At 76.3% G+C, this 26,090-nt stretch carries 28 protein-coding genes; 5 read left to right on the top strand and 23 right to left on the bottom strand.

From position 1 onward, the window contains the following. Positions 1-13: 13 nt before the first annotated feature. From ACI79H_RS07915 to ACI79H_RS07895, 5 genes are all read right to left on the bottom strand, one after another. Positions 14-376: an NADH-quinone oxidoreductase subunit A gene (locus ACI79H_RS07915; protein WP_456553836.1), complete on the bottom strand. Its 363-nt coding sequence runs from the start codon at positions 374-376 to the stop codon at positions 14-16. Positions 377-457: 81 nt separating this feature from the next. After that, positions 458-1,729 (bottom strand): geranylgeranyl reductase family protein, encoded by a 1,272-nt coding sequence (locus ACI79H_RS07910; protein WP_456553835.1) that lies wholly within the window; start codon positions 1,727-1,729, stop codon positions 458-460. Between the two features lie 168 nt (positions 1,730-1,897). After that, entirely contained in the window at positions 1,898-3,691 is a 1,794-nt protein-coding gene (locus ACI79H_RS07905) for an HNH endonuclease signature motif containing protein (protein ID WP_456553834.1), read from the bottom strand. 187 nt (positions 3,692-3,878) lie between these two features. Beyond that, entirely contained in the window at positions 3,879-4,529 is a 651-nt protein-coding gene (locus tag ACI79H_RS07900; RefSeq protein WP_456553833.1) for a phosphoribosyltransferase, read from the bottom strand. A gap of 3 nt (positions 4,530-4,532) precedes the next feature. Beyond that, a complete protein-coding gene (locus ACI79H_RS07895) occupies positions 4,533-4,670 on the bottom strand; it encodes a hypothetical protein (protein WP_456553832.1) in 138 nt (45 codons plus the stop codon). Positions 4,671-4,814: 144 nt separating this feature from the next. Between ACI79H_RS07895 and ACI79H_RS07890 the strand changes: the two genes are divergently transcribed. Next, positions 4,815-5,540, top strand: a complete 726-nt coding sequence (locus ACI79H_RS07890; RefSeq protein ID WP_456553831.1) for a VOC family protein — start codon at positions 4,815-4,817, stop codon at positions 5,538-5,540. An 8-nt stretch (positions 5,541-5,548) separates the two neighbouring features. Here ACI79H_RS07890 and ACI79H_RS07885 read toward each other — a convergent pair whose 3' ends face one another. Beyond that, entirely contained in the window at positions 5,549-6,271 is a 723-nt protein-coding gene (locus tag ACI79H_RS07885; RefSeq protein WP_456553830.1) for a demethylmenaquinone methyltransferase, read from the bottom strand. 35 nt (positions 6,272-6,306) lie between these two features. Between ACI79H_RS07885 and ACI79H_RS07880 the strand changes: the two genes are divergently transcribed. After that, the gene (locus ACI79H_RS07880; RefSeq protein ID WP_456553829.1) at positions 6,307-7,554 is read left to right on the top strand and encodes an isochorismate synthase; all 1,248 of its coding nucleotides are present in this window, start codon (positions 6,307-6,309) and stop codon (positions 7,552-7,554) included. Positions 7,555-7,561: 7 nt separating this feature from the next. Here the strand turns inward: ACI79H_RS07880 and menD are convergent, their stop codons facing one another. Further along, a complete protein-coding gene (gene menD, locus ACI79H_RS07875; RefSeq protein ID WP_456553828.1) occupies positions 7,562-9,226 on the bottom strand; it encodes a 2-succinyl-5-enolpyruvyl-6-hydroxy-3-cyclohexene-1-carboxylic-acid synthase in 1,665 nt (554 codons plus the stop codon). Then, positions 9,223-10,188, bottom strand: coding sequence for an o-succinylbenzoate synthase (locus ACI79H_RS07870; protein WP_456553827.1), 966 nt, complete (start codon positions 10,186-10,188; stop codon positions 9,223-9,225). Before ACI79H_RS07870 ends, menD begins: the two co-directional genes overlap by 4 nt. A gap of 40 nt (positions 10,189-10,228) precedes the next feature. On the opposite strand from ACI79H_RS07870, the gene menE reads away from it, so the two are divergent. Both menE and ACI79H_RS07860 read left to right on the top strand, forming a co-directional pair. Next, on the top strand, positions 10,229-11,356 hold the full coding sequence (menE, locus tag ACI79H_RS07865; protein WP_456553826.1) for an o-succinylbenzoate--CoA ligase: 1,128 nt from the start codon (positions 10,229-10,231) through the stop codon (positions 11,354-11,356). Next, positions 11,357-12,229: a 1,4-dihydroxy-2-naphthoate polyprenyltransferase gene (locus tag ACI79H_RS07860; RefSeq protein ID WP_456553825.1), complete on the top strand. Its 873-nt coding sequence runs from the start codon at positions 11,357-11,359 to the stop codon at positions 12,227-12,229. Between the two features lie 18 nt (positions 12,230-12,247). Here ACI79H_RS07860 and ACI79H_RS07855 read toward each other — a convergent pair whose 3' ends face one another. Continuing rightward, complete coding sequence (locus ACI79H_RS07855) at positions 12,248-12,586, bottom strand: DUF4229 domain-containing protein (protein ID WP_456553824.1); 339 nt, start codon at positions 12,584-12,586, stop codon at positions 12,248-12,250. Continuing rightward, positions 12,579-13,007 (bottom strand): Lrp/AsnC family transcriptional regulator, encoded by a 429-nt coding sequence (locus tag ACI79H_RS07850; RefSeq protein WP_456553823.1) that lies wholly within the window; start codon positions 13,005-13,007, stop codon positions 12,579-12,581. Before ACI79H_RS07850 ends, ACI79H_RS07855 begins: the two co-directional genes overlap by 8 nt. A gap of 119 nt (positions 13,008-13,126) precedes the next feature. On the opposite strand from ACI79H_RS07850, the gene ACI79H_RS07845 reads away from it, so the two are divergent. Then, positions 13,127-13,348 (top strand): hypothetical protein, encoded by a 222-nt coding sequence (locus tag ACI79H_RS07845; RefSeq protein ID WP_456553822.1) that lies wholly within the window; start codon positions 13,127-13,129, stop codon positions 13,346-13,348. 93 nt (positions 13,349-13,441) lie between these two features. Here ACI79H_RS07845 and ACI79H_RS07840 read toward each other — a convergent pair whose 3' ends face one another. From ACI79H_RS07840 to ACI79H_RS07780, 13 genes are all read right to left on the bottom strand, one after another. After that, the gene (locus tag ACI79H_RS07840) at positions 13,442-13,720 is read right to left on the bottom strand and encodes a hypothetical protein (RefSeq protein ID WP_456553821.1); all 279 of its coding nucleotides are present in this window, start codon (positions 13,718-13,720) and stop codon (positions 13,442-13,444) included. A 137-nt stretch (positions 13,721-13,857) separates the two neighbouring features. After that, entirely contained in the window at positions 13,858-14,826 is a 969-nt protein-coding gene (gene ccsB / locus ACI79H_RS07835) for a c-type cytochrome biogenesis protein CcsB (RefSeq protein WP_456553820.1), read from the bottom strand. Next, positions 14,816-16,420, bottom strand: coding sequence for a cytochrome c biogenesis protein ResB (gene resB, locus ACI79H_RS07830; RefSeq protein ID WP_456553819.1), 1,605 nt, complete (start codon positions 16,418-16,420; stop codon positions 14,816-14,818). The genes ccsB and resB overlap by 11 nt, the downstream gene beginning before the upstream one ends. Before the next feature lie 73 nt (positions 16,421-16,493). After that, on the bottom strand, positions 16,494-17,333 hold the full coding sequence (locus ACI79H_RS07825) for a cytochrome c biogenesis CcdA family protein (protein WP_456553818.1): 840 nt from the start codon (positions 17,331-17,333) through the stop codon (positions 16,494-16,496). Between the two features lies 1 nt (position 17,334). Beyond that, positions 17,335-17,907 (bottom strand): TlpA family protein disulfide reductase, encoded by a 573-nt coding sequence (locus ACI79H_RS07820; RefSeq protein ID WP_456553817.1) that lies wholly within the window; start codon positions 17,905-17,907, stop codon positions 17,335-17,337. Continuing rightward, positions 17,904-18,539: a histidine phosphatase family protein gene (locus tag ACI79H_RS07815; RefSeq protein ID WP_456553816.1), complete on the bottom strand. Its 636-nt coding sequence runs from the start codon at positions 18,537-18,539 to the stop codon at positions 17,904-17,906. Before ACI79H_RS07815 ends, ACI79H_RS07820 begins: the two co-directional genes overlap by 4 nt. Then, positions 18,536-19,903, bottom strand: a complete 1,368-nt coding sequence (gene hemL / locus ACI79H_RS07810; RefSeq protein ID WP_456553815.1) for a glutamate-1-semialdehyde 2,1-aminomutase — start codon at positions 19,901-19,903, stop codon at positions 18,536-18,538. The genes ACI79H_RS07815 and hemL overlap by 4 nt, the downstream gene beginning before the upstream one ends. Continuing rightward, on the bottom strand, positions 19,900-20,403 hold the full coding sequence (locus ACI79H_RS07805; protein ID WP_456553814.1) for a hypothetical protein: 504 nt from the start codon (positions 20,401-20,403) through the stop codon (positions 19,900-19,902). The genes hemL and ACI79H_RS07805 overlap by 4 nt, the downstream gene beginning before the upstream one ends. Position 20,404: 1 nt before the next feature. Next, positions 20,405-21,388: a porphobilinogen synthase gene (gene hemB, locus ACI79H_RS07800; RefSeq protein ID WP_456553813.1), complete on the bottom strand. Its 984-nt coding sequence runs from the start codon at positions 21,386-21,388 to the stop codon at positions 20,405-20,407. After that, positions 21,385-22,929 carry a uroporphyrinogen-III synthase gene (locus tag ACI79H_RS07795; RefSeq protein ID WP_456553812.1) on the bottom strand — a complete coding sequence of 515 codons (1,545 nt, stop codon included), beginning with the start codon at positions 22,927-22,929 and terminating at the stop codon, positions 21,385-21,387. Before ACI79H_RS07795 ends, hemB begins: the two co-directional genes overlap by 4 nt. Positions 22,930-22,990: 61 nt before the next feature. Beyond that, the gene (gene hemC / locus ACI79H_RS07790) at positions 22,991-23,968 is read right to left on the bottom strand and encodes a hydroxymethylbilane synthase (RefSeq protein WP_456553811.1); all 978 of its coding nucleotides are present in this window, start codon (positions 23,966-23,968) and stop codon (positions 22,991-22,993) included. Beyond that, positions 23,965-25,329 carry a glutamyl-tRNA reductase gene (locus ACI79H_RS07785; RefSeq protein ID WP_456553810.1) on the bottom strand — a complete coding sequence of 455 codons (1,365 nt, stop codon included), beginning with the start codon at positions 25,327-25,329 and terminating at the stop codon, positions 23,965-23,967. Before ACI79H_RS07785 ends, hemC begins: the two co-directional genes overlap by 4 nt. Further along, complete coding sequence (locus tag ACI79H_RS07780; RefSeq protein ID WP_456553809.1) at positions 25,326-25,988, bottom strand: redox-sensing transcriptional repressor Rex; 663 nt, start codon at positions 25,986-25,988, stop codon at positions 25,326-25,328. Before ACI79H_RS07780 ends, ACI79H_RS07785 begins: the two co-directional genes overlap by 4 nt. Between the last annotated feature and the right edge of the window lie 102 nt (positions 25,989-26,090).

Raw genomic sequence — 26,090 nt, 5'->3', positions numbered from 1 at the left:
GGTCAGACTCCCCTCAGTCCCACTCGAGCCCGCCGCGCCGCCACTCGTAGGCGAACGCGATGAAGACGGTGGCGATGAAGACGACCATCGCAACCAGGCCGGAGACGCCGAGCGCCTCGTTGTGCACGGCCCACGGGTAGAGGAAGACGATCTCGATGTCGAAGACGATGAAGAGCATCGCGGTCAGGTAGTACTTCACCGGGAAGCGGCCGCCGGTGAGCGGCTGGTCGACCGGCTCGATCCCGCACTCGTAGGCGTCGAGCTTTGCCCGGTTGAAGCGGCGGGGGCCGACGTAGGGCGCGGCGGTGACCGAGAACAGCGCGAACGCCGCGGCCAGCGCGAAGAGCCCCAGGATCGGGACGTAGGTCGACAGCATCAGCGCCACCCTAGAGTGAGGACGATCACGTTCCGCGCAGCGGCGGAACGGGTTGTCGTCGTGTCGACGCGGCAAGTCATCTCAGACCGCCGGGGCCAGGCGCGTGAGGGCGGTGACGGCGCGGTCGACCGCGTCGCCGTCCCGGCCGTCGGTGAGGTTGCCCATGAGCCGCAGCGCCGCCGCGACCAGCGCCGGCCGCTTGAGCCCGTGGGCGGTGGTGAAGCGGACGACGTCCGGGCGGGCGAGCAGCGCGAGGAAGCCCATGCCCAGCCGGTGGTGCCGGCCGTAGGCGGCGCGCAGCCGATCGGGGTAGCGGCGGAGCACCTGCTCGCGGGCCGGGCCGCCGGGCCGGTCGAGCGCCTCGGCCGCGGCCTCGCCCGCCATGCGCCCGGTCTCCAGCGCGTAGCTGATGCCCTCGCCGTTGAAGGGGTTGACCGTGCCGGCGGCGTCGCCGGCCAGCAGCAGGCCCCGGGTGTAGGCCGGTCCGCGGTTGAGCGCCATCGGCAGGCCCGCCCCGCGCAGCGGCGTGACGGCGTCGTCCTCGCCCAGCCCGTCCTCGGCGGGGAAGGTGTCCAGCCAGGTGCGCAGCACCTGGCGGTGGTCGGCGCCGGTGCCCCGGCGGGTGTCGAGCAGGCCGAAGCCGACGTTGGCGGTGCCGTCGCCCATGCCGAAGATCCAGCCGTAGCCGGGCATCGAGTCGCGGGACGGCCCGTCCGCGGTCAGGTCGAAGGAGATGTCGAGGTAGTCGTCGGCCGCCCGGCGGCTGCGCACGTAGCGGCGGACGGCGACGCCCAGCGGCCGGTCCTCGCGCCGCACCAGGCCCAGCGACTTGGCCAGCCGGCCGGAGAGCCCCTCCGCGGAGACGACGAGCGGCGCCCGCCACTGCTGCGGCTCGCGGTCGGGGCCGGCCTCGGCGTGCACGCCCGCCACCCGGCCGGCGTCGTCGAGGAGCGGCTCGGTGACCGTGATGCCGGTGTGCAGGCGGGCGCCCGCGGCCTCGGCGTGCGCGGCCAGCCGGGCGTCGAGCTCGCTCCGGCGCAGGACCAGCGAGTAGTCGGGCCAGGACTGCAGGCGCGGCCAGTCCACCTCCGTGACGACACCGCCGCCGTGCACCCGCAGGCCCTTGTGCCGGACCCACCCGGCGGCCGGGGAGGTGTCGAGCCCGAGGTCCTGCAGCGCCTTGACCCCCCGTGGCGTGAGGCCGTCGCCGCAGACCTTTTCGCGCGGGAAGGCGGCCTTCTCCAGGACGACGACGTCACGACCGGACTGCCGCAGCTGCCATGCAGCCGCCGATCCGGCCGGACCGGCACCGACGACGATGACGTCGGCGGTGCGGTCGCTCGTCCCTGGCACGCTTCCCACTCCCTCGCCGACTTTGTGAAATGCTTCACAAGCGAACCCGATCCCCACTGTAGGCCGGGGTGTGACCAATACGACAGCCGCCCCCCGGGGAGGGATGCGTCACACCTGTCGCGAGGCAGGCTTCGGCCAGGTCCTGACCGGCAGGAACGGCGCGGGCAGTCAGAACGGTGGCTCGTCCTCCGGGCCTGACGAAGCCGGCGCGGGAGCGGGGAGGGCTGCCTGCTCGCGGGGGTCGCGCAGGCCGGGTGGTCGGGTGGTGCGGGTGATGCCGGTCGGGGTGGTCACGGTGAGGATTCCGTCGGGTTGCATCTCGAACCGCCAGCCGCGGGCGAAGGTCTTGAGCCGGTGGTGGGTGCGGCACAGGCAGCAGAGGTTGGAGCAACCGGTGCGTCCGCCGCAGTCGTAGGGGACGACGTGGTCGAGGTCGGTGCGTCCGGCGGGCTGGGCGCAGCCGGGGTGGCGGCAGGTGCGGTCGCGGAGCCGGAGGAAGCGTTCCTGGGCCGCGGTGTGCGCGTAGCCGGGCACCTCGGCCGGTGGGCCGAGGACGGGGCACCCGCAGTCGGCGGTCCGGCCGTGGTCGGGGCAACCGCGGGCGGCCAGCCGGGTGAGCTCCGCGGCGGTGACGGTGGCCAGCAGGACGCCGGCGTCGTCGGAGAGTGCGAGGGAGAGGCCGCCGCCAGCAGGTGCCTGCACGCCCAGGGCACCGAGCTGGGCGAGCAGCTCGCGGAGGTGGGCGGCGGTGATCGGGGTGCCGTTCACGGTGGGGCCGGTGTCACCGGAGGCCGCCCGCGCCACCTTCTCCGCGGTGCCGGCCGGGGCAGAGGTGCGCTCGGGGTAGGGGCGCCCCGGCCGGTGGAGTGCGGACACGGGTGCGTGCAGCGTCAGGTGGGCGGTCACGTCCGGTGCGTCGCCGCCGCCGGGGTTCAGCACGCGGGCGGCGTGCGCCTCGGCGCGCAGCAACTCGATCGGCCGGTCATCGCCGGCAGTCCTCGCGAGCTGCGCCGCCCGGTCGATGACCGACCACATCGCCGCCGCCACCGGTGCGGGCAGCTCCGTGGACAGGTTCGACATGCCGTCGCCGGTCGGGTGGAGGCGCACCGCGGCGCGCCGCTCGGCCTCCAGGCGGCGCCGTTCGGCGAACTCCTCGTCCGCCGCCTCGGCGGCGGCGATCAGCCGCTTGCGCAGCCGCCCCGACGACAGCTCCGCGGCCAGCGGCAGCACCGCCGGCACGACCACCGCGACCACCTCGTCGGAGGCGGTGGCCAGCACGTCGGCGAACACCCGCGCCCGGAACCAGTCCAACCGGCCCGCGGCGCACTCGGCATGCACCGCCGGCATCCGCTCCACCAGCTGGAACGCATCGAGCAGCACGTCGGCAGCGAAGGACCGCGAGCAGTTCAGCACCATCGCCAGCTCGTCCGGCAGGAACTCCGAGGTGCCCGGCACCGGCGAGCCCGCACCCCGACGGCGCGCACCCGGGTGCCCGGGCGGCGGGTCGTCGGCGTCGGGGCGGTCGGCGGCCAGCCCCATCAGCAGCTCCGCCTCGTAGGCGGCGTCCATCGCCTTCCGGGCCTGCACCCGCTGCAGCTCGGCGACCATCTCCGCCGTGGACAGCAGCTCCAGCGGCAACCCCGGCGCCGATGGGGGCTGCGCCAGCCACCACTCGACCAGCCCGCCCTCGCGAGGCCGCTCCTCGGTCACCATCATGCATCGAACATACGTTCGAGGTACGACAATTCTTACACCCCCGAGCCCGAACCTCTCCCAGGGCGCGGCGCCGATCGCGGCCAGGCACCAGCTGTAGTGCAGCTTCAGCGGGTCGCTGTCGCAGACGGCGACCCCGTTGCTGCGCTCCAGCTCCAGCGCCTCGGCCCACCGGCCGCTGTCGACCCGCACCCAGTGGTCCGCCTGCGCGGCGAGGTCACTGCCGTCGGGTTCAGCGCCGGTGGGCACGTACTCGTGGACGAATCGAGGTGCGTGCGCGCGGCACCAGGTCGTCTTCTCTGCAGCGCTAGGTCGCTCCACCGCCACGATCACTCAGGGTTCCTCCTCAAGTGGGAGCGCCGGCGTCCCTGGGTGGGCCGCCCAGGGTCACGCCCGCCGCCGCTGCCGGTCGGCATCGACAGGGTGGAAGCGGGCCCTACGTGTGACTCCGCAGCACCTCGCGGACCTCGTCGTCGGTGGTCTGGGCGAAGCTCCGGTACGCCCCGCCGACGGCGCGGAACGCCGGCGGCGCCAGCAGGCAGACGACGTCGTCGCAGAGCGGGGCGACCGCATCCAGCGCGCTCGGCGCGGCCACCGGGACGGCGACCACGGTGCGTCCGGGCCGCTGCGCCGCGAGGGCCTGCAGGGCGGCCCGCACCGTCGACCCGGTGGCGAGCCCGTCGTCCACCAGGACGACGGTCCGGCCCTGGACGGCAGGAGCCGGGCGGTGACCGCGGTAGGCGGCCGCGCGACGGCGCAGCTCGGCGAGCTCGCGGTCGCGCACCCGCGCGAAGGTCGCGTCGTCCACCCCGGCGGCCGCCAGCACCCGCTCGGTGCGGACGGTCTCGACGGCGTCCCCCAGCGCCGCGACGGCCCCCATCGCGAGCTCGGGCTGCACGGGCAGCCCGAGCTTGCGGACCAGCAGGACGTCCAGCGGCGCCCCGAGCGCGGCGGCCACCTCGGCGGCGACCACCGCTCCCCCGCGGGGGAGGCCGAGCACGAGCACGTCGCCGGGCTCCGCACCGGCCAGCCGCTCCCCGAGCAGCCGGCCCGCCGCGCGGCGGTCGGCGAACGGTGCCCGGCGCACGGGTCAGACCGGCTGCGGTCCCGACGGCGGGGGCGCGATCGGGTCACCCGGGTCGGGCACCGGGTAGGGAGCCGGCTCGGGTGGCGGGATGGGGTCGGTCGGCGACGGCGACGGCGGCTGCGGTGACGGCGGGCTCGTCATGGGACGACGCTAGACCCGGCGGCACCGTCTTCCCACCCCCTCGCCTGCGGCCGTCCGGGCCCGGGCGGGGGCCGGGAATCGGCGTTGCACCGGGCTCCGCGCACGGCCTAGCGTCGCGCTCCCCGGCAGTGGAGCGGAGCCCGCATGACGTGCCACCTGGTCGCGCTGACCATCGACGCCCTCGACCCGCCCGGCCTCGCGGCCTTCTGGTCCGGGGTGCTCGGCCGGCCGGCGGCGGCGGACCCCCGCGGCGGCATCGCGCTCCTCCCGCCGGACGACGCCGGCTTCGCCATCCGCTTCACGCCGACCGAGGCGCCCAAGTCCGTGCCGAACCAGATGCACTTCGACCTGACGAGCACCTCCGCCGGCGACCAGCAGGCCACCGTGGACCGGGCGGTCGAACTGGGCGGGAGGCACATCGACATCGGCCAGCGCCCCGACGAAGGACACGTGGTGCTCGCCGACCCGGAGGGGAACGAGTTCTGCGTCATCGAGCCCGGCAACCGCTTCCTCGCCGGCTGCGGCGTCCTGGGCGCGGTCTCCTCCGACGGCTCCCAGGCGGTCGGGTACTTCTGGAGCCGCGCGCTGGGCTGGCCACTCGTCTGGGACCAGGACCAGGAGACAGCCGTGCAGTCACCGCGCGGCGGGTCGAAGATCACCTGGGGCGGACCCCCGGTGCGGGCCAAGGAGGGCAAGAACCGGCTGCACCTCGACCTGGCCCCCGACGCCGGGAGCGACCAGGAGGGCGAGGTCGAGCGGCTCCTCGCGCTCGGAGCGAGCCGGCTGGACATCGGCCAGGGCGCCGACGCGCGCTGGGTCGTGCTGGCCGACCCCGACGGCAACGAGTTCTGCGTGCTCGACCGCGGTTGAGCCCGTGCTCAGGCCGGACGGCGTCCCCGGTGCAGGGCGACGGCGCCACCGGTGAGGTTCTGCCAGGCCACGTCGGCCCAGCCGGCCTGCTGGAGGCGGCCGGCGAGCTCGGGCTGGCCGGGCCAGGCCCGGATGGACTCGGCCAGGTAGACGTAGGCCTCGGGGTTGCTGCTCACCGCGCGGGCGATCCGCGGCAGCGCCCGCATCAGGTACTCGAGGTAGACGGTGCGGAACGGCGTCCAGGTGGGCCGGGAGAACTCGCAGACCACCAGCGTGCCGCCGGGCCGGGTCACCCGGAGGAACTCGCGCAGGGCGGCGTCGGGGTCGGCCACGTTGCGCAGGCCGAAGGAGATGACCACGCCGTCGACGCTCTGGTCGGCCAGCGGCAGCGCCATCGCGTCACCGGCCACCTTGGGCACCGGCCGCGCGGCACCGGCCCGCAGCATCCCCTGCGAGAAGTCGCACGCGATGGCCCGCACCCCGCCGGTGGCGAGCTCCACGGTGGACACCGCCGTCCCGGCAGCGACGTCGAGCACCGTCTCCCCCGGCCGGGCAGCGAGCGCCTGCCGGGTGGCGCGGCGCCAGGAGGCGTCCAGACCGCCGGAGAGCACGGTGTTGGTGACGTCGTAGCGCTTCGCGACGCCGTCGAACATGGCGGCGACGTCGGCCGGGCGCTTGTCGAGGTCGGCCCGGCGTCCGGCGGTGTGCGGGGTGTCTCGCCGGTCTGCCACGGCGTCGACGCTACAAGGCCTTCTACGCTGGACTCGTGCCCGCGCCCGCTCTCACCGCCCGCCCCGCGGCCGCGCGCACCGTCACGACCGTCCGGACCGAGGCGGCCGCCGCACTCCCCGCCCTGGTCCCCGCGCACGCCGGGCTGTCCTGGGTGCGCCGCGGCGAGGGCCTCGTCGGCTGGGGCGAGGCGGCCCGCCTGGAGGTCTCCGGCCCGACCGCGCTGGCCGACGCCGCCGCCTGGTGGGACGAGTACACCGCCGGGCTCGACGTCGCCGACGACCTCGACGTCCCGGGATCCGGGCCGGTGCTGTTCGGCAGCATCGCCTTCGACCCGGCGGCCGGGACGTCGGTCTTCGTCGTCCCGGAGGTCGTCGTCGGCCGCCGCGACGGCGTCAGCTGGCTCACCACCGTCGGCACCGACGCGCCCGCGCAGCTGCCCGCCGCCGGGCCGGTCGACGGACCGGCACCGCGGCTGCGCTACGCCGACGGCGCCCTCGACCCCGCCAGCTGGTGCGCCGCCGTCGCCACCGCCGTGGACCGGATCGTCGCCGGCGACCTGGACAAGGTGGTGCTCGCGCGCGACCTGCTGGTCACCGCCGAGCCCGCGCTGGACCCCCGGCGGCTGCTGCGCCGGCTGGCCGCGCGCTTCCCCGACTGCTGGACCTTCGCCGTCGACGGCCTGCTCGGCGCCACCCCGGAGCTGCTGCTGCGCCGCACCGGCCGGGAGCTGTCCTCGCGCGTGCTCGCCGGGACGGCGGCCCGCGGCGCCGGCGCCGAGGACGACCGCCTCGCCGCGGCGCTGTTGGCCTCGGCGAAGGACCGCGCGGAGCACGCCTGGGCCGTCGAGTCCCTCGTCCGCGCGCTCGACCCCTACTGCAGCCGGCTGACCGCCCCGGACGAGCCCGCGCTGCTGACCCTCGCGAACGTGCGGCACCTGGCGACCGACGTGGTCGGCACCCAGCGCGGCACGGCGGGCCTGCTGGAGCTGGTCGGCGCGGTGCACCCCACCGCCGCCGTCTGCGGCACCCCGACCGCCGACGCCGCCGCGCTCATCCGCGAGCTCGAGGGCATGGACCGCGGCCGCTACGCCGGCCCGGTCGGCTGGATGGACGCCCGCGGCGACGGCGAGTTCGGGCTGGCGCTGCGCTGCGCCGAACTGACCCCCGACGGCGGCGCGCGCCTGTTCGCCGGCTGCGGCATCGTGGCCGGCTCCGAGCCGGCCGCCGAGCTGGCCGAGACGCAGGCGAAGTTCGCCGCGTTCCAGGACGCGCTCGAGGGCTGACCGACCGCTACCCCGACGCGAGCGCCTCCGCGGCGGCCGCGCGGAGCTCGGCCGCCAGGGCGGCCTCCGTCCGCTGGTCGGTGCGGACGACGACGACCCGGGGACCGCCGAGGGACAGCGCCGCCGTCAGCTCGTCCGCCGTCGCCACCCTGGACGCAGCCCAGCCCAGCGCCGTGGCCACCGCCACCAGGTCGCGGCCGTGCGGCGTCCCGAACACCCGGCGGTAGCCCTCGGCGTAGCGCTCCTCGCCCGGCTCGAGCTGGGCGAAGATGCCGCCGCCGTCGTTGTCCGGCACGACCACGGTCAGGTCCGGGACCTGCTCCCCCTCACCGGTCAGCAGGCCGGTGAGGTCGTGCAGGAACGTCAGGTCGCCCATCAGCGCGAACGCCGGGCCGCCGTGCACGAGCGCCGCACCGATCGCGGTGGACATGGTCCCGTCGATGCCGGCGACGCCCCGGTTGGCCAGCACGGCCAGGTCCGCCCGCGGCACCGCGAGCCGGTCCACGTCGCGCACCGGGGTCGAGGACCCGAGCACCAGCAGCGCAGCGGACGGCAGCGCGGCGACGACGTCGCGGGCGACGCGGGCGGCGGTCAGCTCCGGAGCGGCGTCGAGCAGCGCGTCGACGGCGGCGCCCACCCGGTCGGCGGCCGAGCGCCAGGCGTCCGCCCAGGCCTCGTCGACGGCCCCCGTCCCGGCCGCGGCGAGGTCCCGTCCGACCCGCGTGCTGCTGCGCACCGCGTCGGCCCACCGCGGCGCCGCGCTCACCGTCTCGACCGTCACCTCCGGGTCCGCCAGCAGCGCGTTGACCGGCCGGGACAGCGTCGGCCGGCCCAGCACCACGACGTGCTCGGGCCGGTGCGCGGGCAGCCAGTCCCGGGCGCCGAGGAGCAGGACCCCGCCCCGCAGGCTCGCCCCCCACGCGGGGCTGCTGGGCTCGGCGAGCACCGGCCGGCCGAGCTCCCCGGCCGGCACCGCTCCGTCGCCGCCGATGACGAGCGTCCGCGCCGGCAGCCCGCCGGCCTCCATCGCGGGGGCCGCCGGCCGGGTGACGGCCGTCCACGGGGCGCCGTCGGGGCGGCCGGCCCACGGGCCGTCGAGGCCGCCGTCGGCGTCCTCGGGCATCAGCGGGTCGCGCAGCGCCAGGTTGAGGTGCACCGGCCCCGGGTCGCCGGACAACGTCCCGGCCGCGGTGACCAGCGCCTTGGCCACCAGCGAGCGCCAGTACCGGTTCTGCGCCGCCTCGCGGCCGGCCTCCGGGACGCCGACGTCGACCGCCCACCGCACCGCCCCGCCGTACAGCCCGGCCTGCTCGATGGTCTGGTTCGCGCCGGTCGACCGCAGCTCCGGCGGCCGGTCCGCGGTGAGCGCCAGCAGCGGGACACCCGCGGCGTCGGCCTCCAGCACGGCGGCGTGCAGGTGCGCCGCCGCCGTCCCGGAGGTGGTGAGGACCGGCACCGGCCGGCCGGACGCCTTGGCCAGCCCCAGCGCGAGGAAGGCCGCCGTCCGCTCGTCGATGCGCACGTGCAGCCGCAGCCGCCCCGCGCGCTCGGCTGCCGCGAGGGTCAGGGCGACGGGCGCCGAGCGCGAGCCGGGGGCCAGGACGGCGTCGGTCACCCCGCCGCGCAGCAGCTCGTCGACCAGCACGCGGGCGAAGGCGGTCGAGGGGTTCACGCGGCGCTCACCGCGGCGACCCGGTCGGCCCACCGCTGCGCGGTCGCGGCGTCGGCGGCCACCGCGTCGAGGCGGTCGGGCTCGGGCCGCACCACCGGCAGCGCGCCGTCCACGGGCAGCAACGGGCTGCTCGACACGTCGTCGGTGAACAGCGCGACCGTGGCCAGCCCGCAGGCGAAGGGCAGCTCCGGCAGCGCGGCGGCCAGCGCCACCCCGGCCGCGATGCCGACCGAGCTCTCCAGCGCCGAGGAGACGACGCAGGGCAGCCCGTGCGCCTCCGCCACGCGCAGCGCGGCCCGCACGCCACCCAGCGGCTGCACCTTGAGGACGACGACGTCGCCGGCCTCGCGCAGGTCCACCTGCAGCGGGTCGGCCGAGCGCCGCACCCCCTCGTCGACGGCGACGCGGACGTCGATCCGCCGGCGCAGCGCGGCCAGCTCGGGCAGCGTCGCGCACGGCTGCTCGACGTACTCCAGGCCGACGGCGGCGTCGAGCGCCCGGATGCGGGTGACGGCGGTGTCCACGTCCCAGGCGGCGTTGGCGTCCACCCGGACCGCACCGGAGGGGCCGAGCGCATCGCGGACGGCCTCCACGCGGGCCAGGTCGTCGGCCTCGGCCTGCCCCGGCTCGGCGATCTTCACCTTGGCGGTGCGGCAGCCCGACGCGGACACGATCGCGTGCGCCCGCTCGGCGTCCACGGCGGGCACGGTGACGTTCACCGGCACCGAGGAGCGCACCGGTGCCGGCCACCCCTCGGTGGCGGCCTCCACGGCGGCGGCCCACCAGCGCCGGCTCTCGTCGACGTCGTAGTCCCAGAACGGGGAGAACTCGCCCCAGCCGGCCGGGCCGCGCAGGAGGACGCCGTCGCGGACGTCGATGCCGCGGAAGCGGGTGCGCATGGGGAACGACCAGACCCGCGCGTCCAGCGCCGGTGCACCGCCGACCACGGGCTTCGGGATCACGCCGGTCACTGTATGGGGCCCGGCCGTACGCTCGTCCCTCGTGGCCCGGCACCTCTCCCTCGTCCCCGCGGCCGAGCTGACGCAGGACCACGTGCGCGCGGCGCTGGCCGGCGAGCAGCCGCTGGCCGTGCTCCCCGCGGGCCCGCCGGCGGCGGTCGAGGCCGCCCGGGCGGTGCTGCGCGCCGACGAACCGCTCGAGCCCCGGGCCGATCTCGTCGTGATCACCTCCGGCTCCACCGGAGCGGGCCGCGGCGTGCTGCTGCCCGCGGGCGCCGTGCGGGCATCGGCCGCCGCCACCCTCGACCGGCTGGGCGGGCCGGGCAGCTGGCTGCTCGCGCTGCCCGTCTCGGCCATCGCCGGGCTGCAGATCCTCTGCCGCAGCGAGCTCGCCGGCCGCCCGGCGGTCACGCTGCACCGCGGGGAGGCGCTCGCGGCCGCTGTCGCGCGCATGCCGGCCGGTGACCGCCGGTACACCTCGCTGGTGCCCACCCAGCTCGTCCGCTACCTGGACACCGAGCCCGACGCGCTGCGCAGCTTCGACGCCGTGCTCGTCGGGGGCGCCGCGACCGACCCCGCGCTGCTGGCCCGCGCCCGTGCGGCCGGCGTCCGCGTGGTCACGACCTACGGGATGACCGAGACCGCCGGTGGCTGCGTGTACGACGGCGTCCCGCTCGAGGGCGTGACCGTCCGCTCCGCCGCTGAGGGCGTCGAGCTGGCGGGCCCCGTGCTGGCGTCGGGCTACCGGCTCGACCCCGAGGGCACAGCCGCCGCCTTCGCCGGCGGCTGGTTCCGCACCCGCGACGCCGGCACGCTCGACGACGACGGCCGGCTCACGGTGCACGGCCGGCTGGACGACGTCGTCATCAGCGGCGGCGTGAACGTGGCGCCCGCCGCGGTCGAGGCGGCGCTGCGCGAGCACCCCGGCGTGGCCGACGCCGTCGTCCTCGGCCGGCCGGACCCGGAGTGGGGTCAGCGGGTCGTCGCCGCCGTCGTCCCCTCGGGGGGACCCGCTCCCGCTCCCGAGCTGGCCGAGCTGCGCCGCTGGGTGGCCGACCGGCTGGGTCCCCCCGCGGCACCACGGCAGCTGCACGTCCTCGACGCCGTCCCGACCCTGCACACCGGCAAGCCCGACCGCCGCGCGGTCGCCGCCCTGATCCCGGAGGTCTGAGTGGCCACCCCCGCCCAGTGGATCGCCGGCGCCCGGCCCCGCACCCTCCCCGCCGCGCTCGCGCCGGTGCTCGTGGGCACCGGCGCCGCCGCCGCGCTCGACGGCTTCCGCCTCCCGGAGGCGCTGCTCGCGCTGGTGGTCGCGCTCGCCCTGCAGGTCGCGGTCAACTACGCCAACGACTACTCCGACGGCACCCGCGGCACCGACGCCGACCGGGTGGGACCCATGCGGCTGGTCGGCTCCGGCGCCGCGTCCCCGCGGGCGGTGCTGGTCGCCGCGCTGCTCTCCTTCGCCGCCGCGGCCGTCGCCGGGCTGGTCCTCGCGGCGCTGTCCAGCTGGTGGCTGGTCGCCGTCGGCGCGGTGTGCATCCTCGCCGCCTGGACCTACACCGGCGGGCCGATCCCGTACGGCTACCGGGCGCTCGGCGAGGTCTTCGTCTTCGTCTTCTTCGGCCTGGTCGCCGTCGTCGGCACGACCTACGTGCAGACCGGCACGCTGCCGGGGCTGGCCGTCGCCGTGTCGGTGCCCATCGGGCTGCTGATCGTGGCGATCCTGGTCGTCAACAACCTGCGCGACATCGCGGGTGACGAGGTCGCGGGCAAGCGCACCCTCGCGGTGCTGCTCGGCGAGCGGGCCACCCGGTACGCCTACACCGCGCTGCTGGCCGTCGCGCTGCTCGTGGTGGTGGCCGTGGGCGTCGTCCGCCCCTGGGTGCTGATCACCCTGCTCGCGGTGCCGCCGGCCGTCCCGCCGGTCCGCACCGTGCTCTCCGGCGGCCGAGGCCCGGCGCTCATCGCCGCCCTGGCCGGCACCGGCCGGCTCACGCTGGTGACCGGCGTTCTGCTCGGTGCCGGCCTCGCGCTGAGCGGCTGAGGGACGGGCGGCTGAGCGCTAGGCGGGCGGCTGCTCGCCGCTGAGCCGGCTGCGCAGCTGCTCCTTCTCGGCCCGCCGGGCGGCGCTGCGCGCGACGAGCGCCTCGCTCAGCCGCTCCCGGGAGGGGCGCAGCAGGAAGTAGGCGATCGGCATCGACAGCAGCAGGCCGAAGAGCATGCTGGAGAAGGGGTCCAGGCCCACCCACAGGAGGAAGAGCGACGCCACGGCGAAGATGCCGAGGCGGCCCACGGTGTGCATCAGCAGCCAGGGCAGCACCTTCGGCGGGGTCGCCGGGCCGCCGGCCGGGCCGGCCGGGGTCACCGGGGATGCCCCCCTCACGTCGTCGGTCTCAGCCATGCCGGCCCTCCCACTTGGTCGAGAGCACCACGGTGGTGCGGGTGCGTGCCACGCCCCTGATCCGGTTCAACGCGTTGACGGTGGCCTCGAGTGCCGGGATGTCCGCCACACGGACCTTGAGCACGTAGCCCTCGCTGCCGGCGACCCGCCAGCAGTCCTCGATGCCGGGCACCTCGCGCATGGCGGCCTCGAGGCCGGTGTCGTCGACCGAGTCGCTCTCGATCACGCCGATCAGCGCGGTGACGTCCAGGCCGACCGCCGCGGGCTCGATGACCGCGCGGTAGCCGGAGATCACGCCGGCCGCCTCGAGCTTGCCCACCCGCTCGTGCACCGCGGGCGAGGAGAGCCCCACCTGCCGGGCGAGCTCGGCGTAGCTGGCCCGGCCGTTGGCCCGCAGCAGCTCGATCAGGTGCCGGTCCACGGCGTCGATGGCGTTGTCTCCGTCCTGGTGGCGACGGCGTCCGTGCCGGCCGCCCGTTCGTGGGTCACCCCCGAGTATCGCCGCGGACGTACGCTGGTCGTGGACGAGGGGGTGGGACCGTGATCTTCCTGGTGGTGCTCGTGGCGGCGATCGTGGTGATCGCGCTGGTCATGCGTGCGGCGGCCAGCCCGGGCGGGCCCGGAGGTGGTCTGCGCGCCCCGCGGCCGCCCCGCCGTCCCCGGCCGCAGCGGCCCACCCGGCCGCTCGCCCCCGACGACGACCCCGAGTTCCTGCGCGAGCTGGAGCGCCGCACCCGCCGGGACGACGGCTCCCCCGCGTAGCCGCACCGAGCAGCCCGGAGGTCGCCTGGCGGTCGGCCCCGTCCGGAGGCTCGCCGCGAGCGTGCGAGCGGTGAGGGGGACGGGGTCCTTCCACTAGGCGGCCGGGCTCGCCCCGAACAGCCGCCGCCAGCCCCGGCGCGGCTCCGGCACCGCCCGCTCGGCGGCGCCGTCGGACGGCCTGACCTCGTCCAGCTCGCCCGGCCAGCCCACCGCGCCGCCTCCGCTCGGCGGGGGCTCGGGCCAGCCGGTGCTCCCGCTGCGGGGTGTGGCGTCCTCCGCGTGCGCCGCGGCCGGTGCCCCGGTGCGGCGGGCGAGCGCGTCGGCCACGAGCGGGTGCACCGTCGCGTCCTCCGCCGCCGTGTGCTTACCCACGGTGACCTCCACCGGACCTCGGACCAGCCGTCATGGCTGCATTGGAGCACGCGGGTCCGGCATCGACCGGCGACACGCGGTCCGCCGCGCCGCGGTATCACCCACCGTGACCGCGGGCGGGCCGGAAGGGGCTGCGGCTACTCGACGCCGGCGTAGCTGTGCAGCCCGCTGGACACCAGGTTCACGAAGGTCAGGTTGAAGACCATGATCACCAGGCCGACGACGTTGACCCAGGCCGCGGGGCGCCCCCGCCAGCCGGCCGTCGTCCGCGCGTGCAGGTAGCCCGCGTAGACGACCCAGGCGATGAACGACCAGGTCTCCTTCGGGTCCCAGCCCCAGAACCGGCCCCAGGCGCTCTCCGCCCAGATGGCCCCCGCGATGACAGCGAACGTCCAGATCGGGAAGCCGAAGACGGCGGTGCGGTGGGCCAGCCGGTCGAGCACCGACGAGGCCGGCAGCCGCGAGACGAAGCCGGTGCCGCGCTCGCCGGCCGGCTTCTGCTCGTCCTTGCTGCGCACCAGGTAGAGCACGCTGGCGATGCCGCTGACCATGAAGATGCCGAAACCGATGATGGCCGCGCTGACGTGGATGGCCAGCCAGCTCGACCGCAGGGCGGCGATCAGCGGGCCGCCCTCGACGTAGAGGAACAGCCCGATGGCGACCATGCCCAGCACCACCGGGGCCAGGACGAAGACGCCGATGTGCCGCAGGGCCGGCGAGCGCAGCGCCAGCACGACGTAGGCGACGACCGCCACGAGCACGACCGCGGTCGCGAACTCGTACATGTTGCCCCAGGGCAGCCGGTCGAGCGCGAACCCGCGGCAGGCCAGGACGGCGGCGTGCGCCAGCGCCCCGAGGACGGTCAGTCCGATGCCGATCGCACTGAGGCGCTGGGCCCGGCGGCGCTCCCCGGCACCGGCGTCCCCGGCGGCGTCCGCGTCGTCCGGGACCGGCCCACCGCCGGCGGCGACCAGCTCGCGGGTCTGCGCCCGTGACCGCCCGAAGGCGAGCTCCGCGCAGAAGGCGACCAGCGCGACGGAGTACAGCGCCACGGCGATCGAGAAGAAGGTGTCCGACAGGTCGAGGAGCGACTGGTCAGGCGTCACGCGGGGCCTCCGGGTGCGTTGCGGTGCGGGCGGCGAACGCGGCCCCCACGTCGTCGGTGAGGGCGGCGAAGCGGGGAGCGCTCTCGCCGCTGCCCCGCGTCAGCGAGGCCAGCGTCAGCACGGTACCGCCGCCGTCCGGGGAGGGGGCGACCCGGGCGAAGACCCGCTCCCGCCGCAGCAGCAGCAGACCGAGCAGGCCGGTGAGCAGCGAGATGGCCGCCACCAGCACCCAGACCTGCCCCGGGTCGTGCGAGTACTGGAGCGCGGCGAACTCCTTGAAGCCGCTGAAGGTGATGACCGTGCCGTCCTCGAGGGTCATCGAGTCACCCAGCGACAGGTTGGCCGCGCCCGCCTCGGTCAGCCGCCCGCGCTCGATCTGCCCGGCGTCCAGCGAGTAGACCGACTGCGGCAGCCCGGAGTCCAGGCCGAGGTAGCCCTGGTAGGCGACGACGGCGACCTTCGGGTCCAGCGGGCGCGGGTCGATCGAGGTGAGGACGCCGCCCTGCACCAGACCGGTCGGGGCGAAGAACCCCTCGAGGGCCAGCTGCTCGGCCCCGCCGCCCGCCCCGACGTCGGGCAGCTTGAGCGCGCCCTCGCTGGCCATGGTCGAGGGGTCCGACGGCAGGAACGGCACCGAGAGGTCCGAGTAGGACTCCCCGTCCGGCAGCGTGACGCTGAACGTCGGGCTGAAGCCGTGCCCGGTCAGGTAGAGGCGGTCGCCGTCGAACCGCAGCGGGTCGTTGACGCCGATCGTCGTCGCCGTCCCCTCCTCGCCGGGGGCGCCGTAGCGGATGTCCGCGGTGAACGACGACGCGGTCAGGTCCGGCTCGTACTCGGCCTCGAACCGCTCCAGGTCCACGCAGGTCGGCGAGAGGTCGCCGGTGTCGACGAGCGGGCCCGACGAGTAGGTGTCGTACTGCTGGAACGAGTTGCAGAACCCGTCGCCCTCGGTGACCAGGATGCTGCCCTCGTAGCCCCAGAGCTTGCCGCCGGCCAGGCCGAGCAGCAGCGCCACCAGCGACAGGTGGAACAGCAGGTTGCCGGTCTCCTTGAGGTAGCCCTTCTCCGCGGAGACGTCGTCCCCGCGGCGGACGACGCGGTAGCGGCGGACCCGCAGCTCCTCCTCGACGACGTCGAGCGCCTCGGTGGGCGGCAGCGTGGTGGCCACCGTCCCCGAGTCGGGCAGCCGCAGCAGGTTGCGCGGCGCCGGCGGCGGGGCGGAGCGCAGCGCGCGGGCGTGCTCGACGGCGCGCGGCAGCACGCAGCCGATGAGCGAGACGAACAGCAGCAGGTAGACCGCGGCGAACCACGGCGAGCTGAAGACGTCGAACAGGTACAGCCGGTCGAGCACCGGCGCGAGGTCCGGGTGGTCGGCGAAGTACCGGCGGACGTTGGTCTGCGACAGCGAGCGCTGGGGCAGCAGCGACCCGGGGACCGCGGCCAGCGCGAGCAGGAAGAGCAGCACGATCGCCGTGCGCATCGCGGTGAGCCGGCGCCACCAGCCGAGCAGCCGGGCGGCGACGCGGCGGCCCGCGGACGGGCGCGCCGGGGGGACGGGTGCCGCGGGCGGCGCGGGGGCGGTGGTCGTCACCATGCTCTCCGTTCGCTCCCGCGCGCCGATCCGCTCCTCGCTCGTTCCTCGCTGCGATGCTCCCGCCGCTGTCCGCTCACAGGGAGGTCTCCGCGAAGCCGCTGGTGGCCAGCCACGAGCGCAGCCACTGCATCATCTCGGTCCACGCGCCGGTGAGCAGCAGCAGCCCGACCAGCACCAGCACCGCGCCGCCGACGCGGGTGACCGTGCGCGCGTGCACCCGCAGGAAGGTCGTGGCCCCCACGGCCCAGCGGGCGCCGAGCGCGACGAGCACGAACGGCACGCCCAGGCCCAGGCAGTAGGCCAGGCCGAGCAGCGCGCCGCGGCCGGCGGTGGCCTCGGCGAAGGCGAGGTTCTGCACGGCGGCCAGGGTCGGCCCGAGGCACGGGGTCCAGCCCAGCCCGAAGACGACGCCGAGCAGCGGGGCGCCCGCCAGTCCCACCGTGGGCCGCACGGTCAGCCGCTTGGTGCGCTGCAGCAGCGGCAGCCAGCCGAGGAAGCCCAGGCCGACCAGGACGGTGACCCCGCCCATGACCTGGGTGATGACCTCGTTGTGGACCAGCAGCAGCCGGCCCAGCCCGCCGAACGCGGTGGTGATGGCCACGAAGACGGCGGTGAAGCCGGAGACGAACAGGACCGCGCCCAGCACCATGCGGCCGCGGGGGGCGCGCTCGTCGGTGCGCACCGCGGTGGCGGTCGCGCCGCCGGCCGCCGTCGTCCCCGCCGGAGCCGCCGTCGTCCGAGCCGTCGCGGCCTGGGCGCCGGAGCCGACCAGGCCGGTGACGTAGGAGAGGTAGCCCGGCACCAGCGGGAGCACGCACGGCGAGGCGAAGCTGATCAGCCCGACCAGGGCGGCGACCGCGGCCGCGACGAGCAGCGGGCCGTCGGTCACCAGGTCGGCGAAGGTCTCCCCCACCTCAGCCCTCCCCCAGCAACCGGTCGATCACCGCGCGCAGGTCGTCCTGCCGCAGCTCGCCGGTGTACACCGCGGCGACCCGGCCCTCCGGGTCCAGCACGATGGTGGACGGGATGGCGCTGGCCGGGTAGTCCCGGAAGGCCAGCGCCACCTCGCCCCGCGGGTCGGACAGCGAGGGGAACTCGATGCCGAAGTTGCGCTCGAAGGCGCGGGCGAGCTGCTCGGTGTCCTTCACGTTGACCCCGAGGAACTGCACGCCCTGGTCGCGCACGTCGGCGTAGACCTCCTGGAACTCCGGCGACTCGACCCGGCAGGGCCCGCACCAGGACCCCCAGAAGTTGACGACGGCGACGTCCCCGGTCAGCTCGGTGGAGGAGAAGTCCCCGCCGTCCAGCAGCGTGCCGCTGAACTCCGGCGCGCCGGCCCGCTCGTCCTCGGGGATGACCTCGCCGCGCGGGGTGCCCTCGACGAACCGGAACTCGCCGCCGTTGTTGACGTCGACGGCGCCGTCGCCGGTGGTGCAGCCGGTGAGCGCGAGCGCTCCGGCGGCCAGCACGAGCAGCAGCCTCCTCATGCGCCGGGCACCGCGTCCGGGTCGGTGGCGCCGGCGGGCTCCGCGTAGGTGAGCCCGGCGAAGCGGTCGCCGTCGTAGGTCACCGACGTGACGCTGGCCAGGGCGCACTCGCGGCGGCGGGGGTCGTGCAGGTAGCTGCGGCCCTCGAGGTGCAGGCGCACCGTCCAGATGGGCAGCTGGTGGCTGACCAGCACCGCCTCGTGCCCGCGGGCGGCGTCGCGGGCGGCCTCGACCGCCCCGAGCATGCGGGCGGCGATCTCCACGTAGGGCTCGCCCCACGACGGCTGGAACGGGTTGCGCAGCTTCCACCAGTTGCGTGGCGCCCGGAAGACGCCGCCGGCCCCGCCGACGACCATGCCCTCGAACGCGTTGCCCGCCTCGATCAGCCGGTCGTCGGTGCCGATGGGCAGCCCGGTCGCCTCGGCCAGCGGCCCGGCGGTCTGCTGCGCGCGCTCCAGCGGGCTGGAGACCAGGTGGGTGACGTCGTGCCCGGCGAACCACTCGGCGGCCGCGACCGCCATCGCCTCGCCGGTCGTCGAGAGCCGGAACCCCGGGAGCCGCCCGTAGAGGACCTTGCCCGGGTTGTGCACCTCGCCGTGCCGCAGCAGGTGCACCGTCGTCGTCCCGCTCACGAGGACCGCTCGCTCTGCACCGGGCCGGTGGCGGCGGTGCCGGCCTCCGCGGCGGCGCGGGCCGCGGCGGGCAGCGCCTCGAGGACGCGGTCCAGCGCCTCGCCGGAGAGCGCCGCGTTCACGAACCACGACTCGAAGGCCGACGGCGGGAGGTAGACGCCGCGGGCGAGCATCGCGTGGAAGAAGGCGGTGTAGCGGCCGACGTCCTGGGTGCGGGCGTCGTCGTAGTTGCGCACCTGGCGCTCGTCGGGGACGAAGAAGACCGAGAACATGCTGCCGGCCTGCTGCACCCGGTGCGGCACGCCGGCGGCGAACAGCGCGGCGCTGGCGGCGCCGCGGAGCACGGCGGCGACCTCGTCGCAGTGCGCGTAGACCTCGTCGGTGCAGTGCCGCAGCGTGGTCAGCCCGGCGGCGACGGCGACGGGGTTCCCCGACAGCGTGCCCGCCTGGTAGACCGGCCCGGCCGGGGCCAGGTGCTCCATCAGGTCGGCGCGGCCGCCGAACGCCGCGGCCGGCAGCCCGCCGCCCATGACCTTGCCGAAGGTGAACAGGTCGGCGTCGACCGGGTCCAGGCCGTACCAGCCCGAGCGGGACACCCGGAAGCCGGTCATGACCTCGTCGAGGACCAGCAGGGCGCCGTGCGCGGCGGTGATCCGCCGCAGCGCGGCGTTGAAGCCGGGCTCCGGCGGGACGACGCCCATGTTCCCGGCGGCCGCCTCGCTGATGACGCAGGCGATCTGCGGCCCGCGCTCGGCGAAGACGGCCTCGACGGCGGCGACGTCGTTGTAGGGCAGCACCACGGTGTCCGCGGCCGCCCCGGTGGTGACGCCGGGGGTGTCGGGCAGGCCGAGGGTGGCCACCCCGGAGCCGGCCGAGGCCAGCAGGGCGTCGACGTGGCCGTGGTAGTTGCCGGCGAACTTCACGACCAGCGGGCGCCCGGTGACGCCGCGGGCCAGCCGGACCGCCGACAGCACCGCCTCGGTGCCGGAGTTGACCAGCCGGACCCGCTCGACCGGCGCCATCCGGTCGCGGATCTCCTCGGCCAGGTCCAGCTCGCCCTCGGTGGGCGCGCCGAAGGTGAGCCCGCGGCGCGCGGCGGCGGTGACGGCCTCGACGACGGCGGGGTGCGCGTGCCCGAGCAGCAGCGGCCCCCACGAGCTGACCAGGTCGACGTAGCGGCGCCCGTCGGCGTCGGTGAGCCACGGGCCCGAGCCCTCGACCATGAACCGGGGGGTGCCCCCGACGGCCTGGAACGCGCGCACCGGGCTGTTCACCCCGCCCGGGGTGACGGCGCGACCGCGGGCGAAGAGGTCGGCGGAGACCGGGGCCTCGTAGGGGAACGGCGAGCTGTCCGGCGAGGTCACGACCCCAGTGTCCCTTCTCCTCCTGTGCGCCGGTCCGAGGTGTCCGACACAGCGCCGGAGGCGTCCGGGACAGCGGCCAGCAGCACCGAGCGCAGCGCCGCGGGGTCGCGCGTGGGCACCAGCACGGTGCGCCCCCCGGTCAGCCGCAGCGGCAGGCCCGAGCGGCCCGGGGGCAGCGACCAGCCCCCGCCCAGCACCGGCGCGCCGGCGTCCACCCCGCCCTCGACGGCGGCCAGGTGCCCGGCATCGACGTCGCGGAGGCGGACCTCGTCCGGCCCCACGGCCAGGACGGCGTCGTCGACGCGGACGGTCCAGACCCGGCGGGCCGACAGGCAGCCGATCCCCACCGCGCCGAGCACGCCGACGGCGGCCAGCAGCCAGAGCAGCGGCGGGACGTCCGGGCCCGGCAGCACCAGGTCCAGGACGACGAAGAGCCCGAGTGCCCCGGCGACGATCCAGAACGGTCGCCAGGAGCCCCCGGGCTCGACGTAGCGGCTCATGTCAGCCGCGGGCCAGCCAGCGCGCGGCCTCGACCGCCCAGTAGGTGAGCACCTGCCCGGCACCCGCCCGGCGGATGGCGACCAGCGTCTCGAGGATCGCCCGCTCGCGGTCCACCCAGCCGTTGGCCGCGGCCGCCTCGAGCATCGCGTACTCGCCGCTGACCTGGTACGCCGACACCGGCACCTGCACCGCGTCGGCGACCTGCCGGACGATGTCCAGGTAGGGCAGCGCGGGCTTCACCATGACGGCGTCCGCGCCCTCGGCGAGGTCCTGCGCCACCTCGCGCAGCGCCTCGGCGGCGTTGGGCGGGTCCATCTGGTAGGTCGAGCGGTCGCCGAACTGCGGCGCACCCTCGGCCGCCTCGCGAAAGGGCCCGTAGAACCCCGAGGCGTACTTGGCGGCGTAGGCCAGGATGGGCACCTCGGTGAACGCGGCGCTGTCCAGCCCGGCCCGGATGGCCGCGACCTGGCCGTCCATCATCCCGCTGGGGGCGACGAGGTGGGCGCCGGCCTGCGCCTGGGCGATGGCCACCGCTGCGTAGCGGTCCAGCGTCGGGTCGTTGTCGACGACACCGGCCGGCGTCACGACGCCGCAGTGCCCGTGGTCGGTGTACTCGCACAGGCAGAGGTCGGCCATGAGCACCAGTTCGTCGCCGAGGTCGGAGCGCAGCTGCTGCAGCGCCACGTTGACGATGCCGTCCGCGGCGTCGGCCTGCGACCCGACCGGGTCCTTCTCGGCCGGGATGCCGAAGAGCATCAGCCCGCCGATGCCGGCCTCGGCCGCCTCGTGCGCGGCCTTGCGCAGCGAGTCCAGGGAGTGCTGGACGACGCCGGGCATGGAGCCGATCGGCACCGGCTCGGCGAGGTCCTGCTTGACGAAGACCGGCAGCACCAGGTCGGCCGGGGCCACCCGGGTCTGCGCGGTGAGCCGCCGCAGCGCGGGCGTCGACCGGAGCCGGCGCCCGCGCGCGAAGCCGGCGCTCACTTGCCCTCGCCGTCCTCCGACTCGCGCAGCGACAGGGCGTACTCGGCCAGGGCGTCCACCAGCGGCGCGACGGCGGCCGTCTCGGGCTGCACGTCGACGCGCAGGCCGAACTCCTGCGCGCTGGCCGCGGTCTGCGGCCCGATCACGGCGACCACGGTCTTCGCGTGCGGCTTGCCGGCGATGCCGACGAGGTTGCGCACCGTGCTCGACGAGGTGAAGCAGACGGCGTCGAAGCCGCCGCCCTTGATCGCCTCGCGGACCGACGCGGCCGGCGGGGCGGCGCGGACGGTGCGGTACGCGGTGACGTCGTCGACCTCCCAGCCGCGCTCGACCAGCCCGGCGGCGAGCACCTCGGTGGCGATGTCGGCGTGCGGCAGGAGCACGCGGTCGATCGGGTCGAGGACGTCGTCGTACTCGGGGAACTCGGCCAGCAGGCCCTGGCTGGACTGCTCGCCCGCCGGCACCAGCTCGGGCACGATGCCGAACGCGCGCACGGCCTCGGCGGTCTGCTCGCCGACGCAGGCGACCTTGACGCCGGCGAAGGCACGGGCGTCCAGGCCCAGCTCGGCGAACTTCTCGCGGACGGCCTTCACCGCGTTGAACGAGGTGAACACGATCCAGCCGTAGCGGCCGGTCACCAGGCCCTTGACGGCGCGGTCCATCTGCGCCGGGCTGCGCGGGGGCTCCACGGCGATGGTGGGCACCTCGACCGGCACGGCGCCGTAGGCGCGCAGCCGGTCGCTCATCTCGCCGGCCTGGTCCTTGGTGCGGGGCACCAGCACCCGCCAGCCGAACAGCGGGCGGCTCTCCCACCACGACATGCGGGCGCGCTTGTCGACGGCCGCGCCCACGGTGACCACCACGGTGCCGGAGAAGGAGTCCAGCCCGGCCGCCTTCTCGGCGACGGCGGTCAGCTTGGCGACGACGCTCTTCTGCGACGTCTGCGAGCCGGCGGTGGTGACGACGACCGGCGTGTTCCCGGACAGGCCGCCCTCGACCAGCCGGCCGGCGGCGTCGGGGAGCTCCTCGACGGCGGCGCGGAGCACCAGGGTGCCGCCGGTGGACGAGGCGGCCGCGGCCAGCGCGCCGAGGTCCACGCCGCTGGCCAGGTCGGCGGTCAGCGCGGTGCTGCCCGCGGCGACGCCGGCGAAGGCGGGGACCGCGGTCGCCGGCGCGACGCCGGGGACGACGTCGAAGCCGATCGAGGTGCGGCCGACGGCCTGCACCTCCTTGATCGCCTCGTCGTCGGTGTACGGGTCGCCGGCGACCAGCCGGACGACGACGGCGCCGCTCTTGGCCGCGGCGACCGCGGTCTTGGCGATCTCGGCCGGCTCGCCGCTCACCGGGACGAGCTCGGCGGCGGGGTTGAGCGCCTGGACGGCCTCCTGGAGGGCGGCCGGTACGTCGACGCCGACGAGGACCTGGGCGGCCTCGGTCAGCGCCGCGGTGGCGCGGGCGGTCAGCATGCCGGGGTCGCCCGGTCCGGCGCCGACGAAGACGACCCGGCCGGTGCTGCCGACGGTCTTGCGGAAGCGCGTCATCGCGTGCTCCTGATCCTGGCCCGGAGGGCCTTTGTTGCGGGGGTCGAAGGGGTGGCGGGCACTACCGGCTCGCCGCCATGAGCTCGGCCGCGCCGCGGTCGAGCAGGTCTGCGGCCAGCGCGCGGCCCAGCGCCGCGGCGTCGGCCAGCGGCCCGGTGAGGGAGCCGCGGACGCCGTCGCTGCCGTCGAGGGCGGTCACCGAGGCGCGCAGGAAGAGCTCGGGGCCGTCCTCGCCCTCGGCCACCTCGGCGTAGGCGGCGACCGGCGCGCTGCAGCCGGCCTCGAGGGTGGCCAGCGTGCTCCGCTCGGCGAGGGCGCAGGCGCGGGTCCGGGAGTCCTCGAGCCGGCCGAGCAGCTCGCGGGTGCGGGCGTCGCTGGTCCGGCACTCGACGGCGAGAGCGCCCTGCGCGGGGGCGGGGAGCACCTGCAGCGGGTCGAGGGTCTCGGTGATGACGTCGAGGCGGCCCAGCCGGGACAGCCCGGCCCGCGCCAGGACGACGGCGTCCAGGTCGCCGGGACCGGTGGCGGAGCCCGCGACCCGGCCCAGGCGGGTGTCGACGTTGCCGCGGATCGGCACGACCTCCAGGCCCAGGCCGAGCGCGCGCAGCTGGGCGACGCGGCGGGGCGCGCCGGTGCCCACGGTGGACCCGGCCGGCAGCTCGCCGAGGGTGAGCCCGTCGCGGGCGACGAGCGCGTCGCGCGGGTCCTCGCGGGGCGGGACGGCGGCGAGGATCAGCCCGGGCTCGGGTGCGGTCGGGAGGTCCTTGTAGCTGTGCACGGCGAGGTCGATCTCGCCGGCGAGCAGCGCGTCGCGCAGCGCCGTGACGAAGACGCCCGTACCGCCGAGCTGCGCGATCGCGGCCTGCGAGCGGTCGCCCTCGGTGGTGATGTGCACCAGCTCCACCGGGGTGCCGGTGGCGGCGGTGATGGCGTCGGCCACGCCCTGCGACTGGGTGCGGGCCAGGGCGCTGGCGCGGGTGCCCAGGCGGAGCACGGCGGTGCCCGGGTCCGCCTCGGTCGGGGTGGTCGTCGTGGTCACGCGGCACCCCCGGCGCGCTCGGGGTCGACGGTGACGGCGTCGGCCAGGCTGGCGGTGTCGGCCGCGACCTCGGCGTCGATGCCCAGGCCGAACAGCGCCCGCAGGGCGCCGGCGTAGTCGGTGCCGCCGGGAGCGGCGGCGAGCTCCTTCACCCGCACGGTGGGCTCGTGCAGCAGCTTGTCGACCACCCGGCGGACGGTGCGGGCGATCTCCTGCCGGGAGCGGGGGTCGAGGTCGGGCAGCCGGGCGGAGAGCCGCAGCAGCTCGGCGTCGACCACCTCGGCGGCCTGGCTGCGCAGCGCCGACACGGTGGGGGCCACGGCGGCGGCCTGCTGCTCGGCGCGCAGCAGCGCGGCCTCGGCCTCGATCATCGCGTGCGCGGCGGCGATGTCGTCGGCCGCGACCGGCCCGGCCGAGGGCAGGCCGGACTCGCGGGCGGCCACCCGCTCCCCCTGCAGCAGGGCGAGGTCGACGACGTGCACGCCGGGCAGGGCGGCGACGCCGGGGTCGACGTCCCGGGGCAGCGCGAGGTCGACCACGGCGATCGGCCGGCCGTCGCGCCGCGCCATGGCGGTGGCGACGGCGTCGGTGCTCACGACGATGCCGGACGCCCCGGTGCAGGAGACGAGCACGTCGGCCTCGACCAGCTCCTCGGCCGCGTCGGCCAGCTCGATCGCGCGGCCGCCCAGCGTCGTGGCCAGCCGCTGCGCGGAGGTGTGCGTGCGGCTGCCGATGACGACGTCGGCGCCGCGGCGGGCCAGCGTGGTCGCCGCCAGGGCGCCCATCGAGCCGGCACCGACGACGAGCGCGCGGCGGCCGGCGAGGTCGCCGATGCGGGCCTCGGCACGGTCCAGCGCGACCGACACCAGCGAGGCCCCGGCGCGGTCGATGCCGGTCTCGGAGTGGACCCGCTTCCCGACGCGCAGCGCCCGCTGGGCGATCGGGTGCAGGGCGCGCCCGACGGTGCCCTCCTCGCGGGCGAGCGCGTAGGCCGCGCGCAGCTGGCCGAGGACCTGCGTCTCGCCGACGACCATCGAGTCCAGCCCGGCGGCGACGGTGAACAGGTGCGCGACGGCCTGGTCCTCGTAGTGGACGGTGACGTACGGGGACAGCTCCTCGACCGAGGCGCCGGCCTGCCGGGCGAGCACCCGGCTGACGTCGGTGACGCCGCCGTGGAAGCGCTCGACCTCGGCGAAGACCTCGATCCGGTTGCAGGTGGCCAGCACCAGGGCCTCGGCGACGTGGTCGCCGTCGACCAGCTCGTGCAGCGCCTTGACCCGGTCGTCGTCGGTCATCGCGAACTGCTCGAGCAGCGCGACGGGAGCGGTCCGGTGGCTGATGCCCACCGCCAGGAGGCTCATGCCGACTCCCCCACGCCGGACGGGACGAGCCGCTGCTGGCCGAGGAACGCCAGCACCTGCAGCTCGACGGAGAGGTCGACCTTGCGGACGTCGACGCCGTCGGGGGCGGCGAGCGTCACCGGTGCGAAGTTCAAGATGCTCCTCACCCCGGCCGCCGCCAGCCGGTCGCAGACCGGCTGGGCCACGTCGGCCGGTGTCGTGATGACCCCGATGGAGGCGCCGGTCGCGGTGACCACGTCGTCGAGCTCGTCGAGGCCGCGGATCTCCAGCTCGCCGATCCGCTGGCCGATGCGCGCGGGCAAGGCGTCGAAGAGCCCGACGAACTCGAACCCGCGGGTGCCGAAGCCGGCGTAGTCGGCCAGGGCCGAGCCGAGGTTTCCGATGCCGACCAGCACGCAGGCCAGCGACCGCTCGACGCCGAGCACCCGGGTGAGCCGGTCGCGCAGCGCGCCGACGTCGTAGCCGACCCCGCGGACGCCGCACGGGCCGAGGTGCGAGAGGTCCTTGCGCAGGCCGGCCGGGTTGACGCCGGCGGCGGATGCGAGCTCGTTGGAGGAGACGGTGCTCCGGCCGCCGTCGGCCAGCGTGCTGAGCACCCGGAGGTACACGGCCAGGCGGGCGACGGTGGCCTCCGGGATGGTCCGGGGCCGCGGCTGCATCAACGGGCTCTCCACAGCGGCCGCGCCCGGGGGCCCGGTGACGACCGGGGCGGGCGAGGCACGCACAATGACGACGACGGCGACAAGGTTCAGGTTCCTCGT

This window comes from Blastococcus sp. SYSU D01042 (assembly GCF_054050515.1).
The sequence above is the reverse complement of the archived record's forward strand: the minus strand, read 5'-3'. Positions and strand labels throughout refer to the sequence as shown.

Coding starts and splice junctions, on each gene's coding strand:
- ACI79H_RS07780 (WP_456553809.1), bottom strand. CDS start 25,988: ATGCAGCCGCGGCCCCGGACCATCCCGGAGGCCACCGTCGCCCGCCTG.
- ACI79H_RS07820 (WP_456553817.1), bottom strand. CDS start 17,907: ATGAGGAGGCTGCTGCTCGTGCTGGCCGCCGGAGCGCTCGCGCTCACC.
- ACI79H_RS07805 (WP_456553814.1), bottom strand. CDS start 20,403: ATGAGCCGCTACGTCGAGCCCGGGGGCTCCTGGCGACCGTTCTGGATC.
- ACI79H_RS07890 (WP_456553831.1), top strand. CDS start 4,815: ATGACGTGCCACCTGGTCGCGCTGACCATCGACGCCCTCGACCCGCCC.
- resB (WP_456553819.1), bottom strand. CDS start 16,420: ATGGTGACGACCACCGCCCCCGCGCCGCCCGCGGCACCCGTCCCCCCG.
- ACI79H_RS07915 (WP_456553836.1), bottom strand. CDS start 376: ATGCTGTCGACCTACGTCCCGATCCTGGGGCTCTTCGCGCTGGCCGCG.
- ACI79H_RS07795 (WP_456553812.1), bottom strand. CDS start 22,929: ATGACGCGCTTCCGCAAGACCGTCGGCAGCACCGGCCGGGTCGTCTTC.
- ACI79H_RS07855 (WP_456553824.1), bottom strand. CDS start 12,586: ATGGCTGAGACCGACGACGTGAGGGGGGCATCCCCGGTGACCCCGGCC.
- ACI79H_RS07785 (WP_456553810.1), bottom strand. CDS start 25,329: ATGAGCCTCCTGGCGGTGGGCATCAGCCACCGGACCGCTCCCGTCGCG.
- ACI79H_RS07895 (WP_456553832.1), bottom strand. CDS start 4,670: ATGACGAGCCCGCCGTCACCGCAGCCGCCGTCGCCGTCGCCGACCGAC.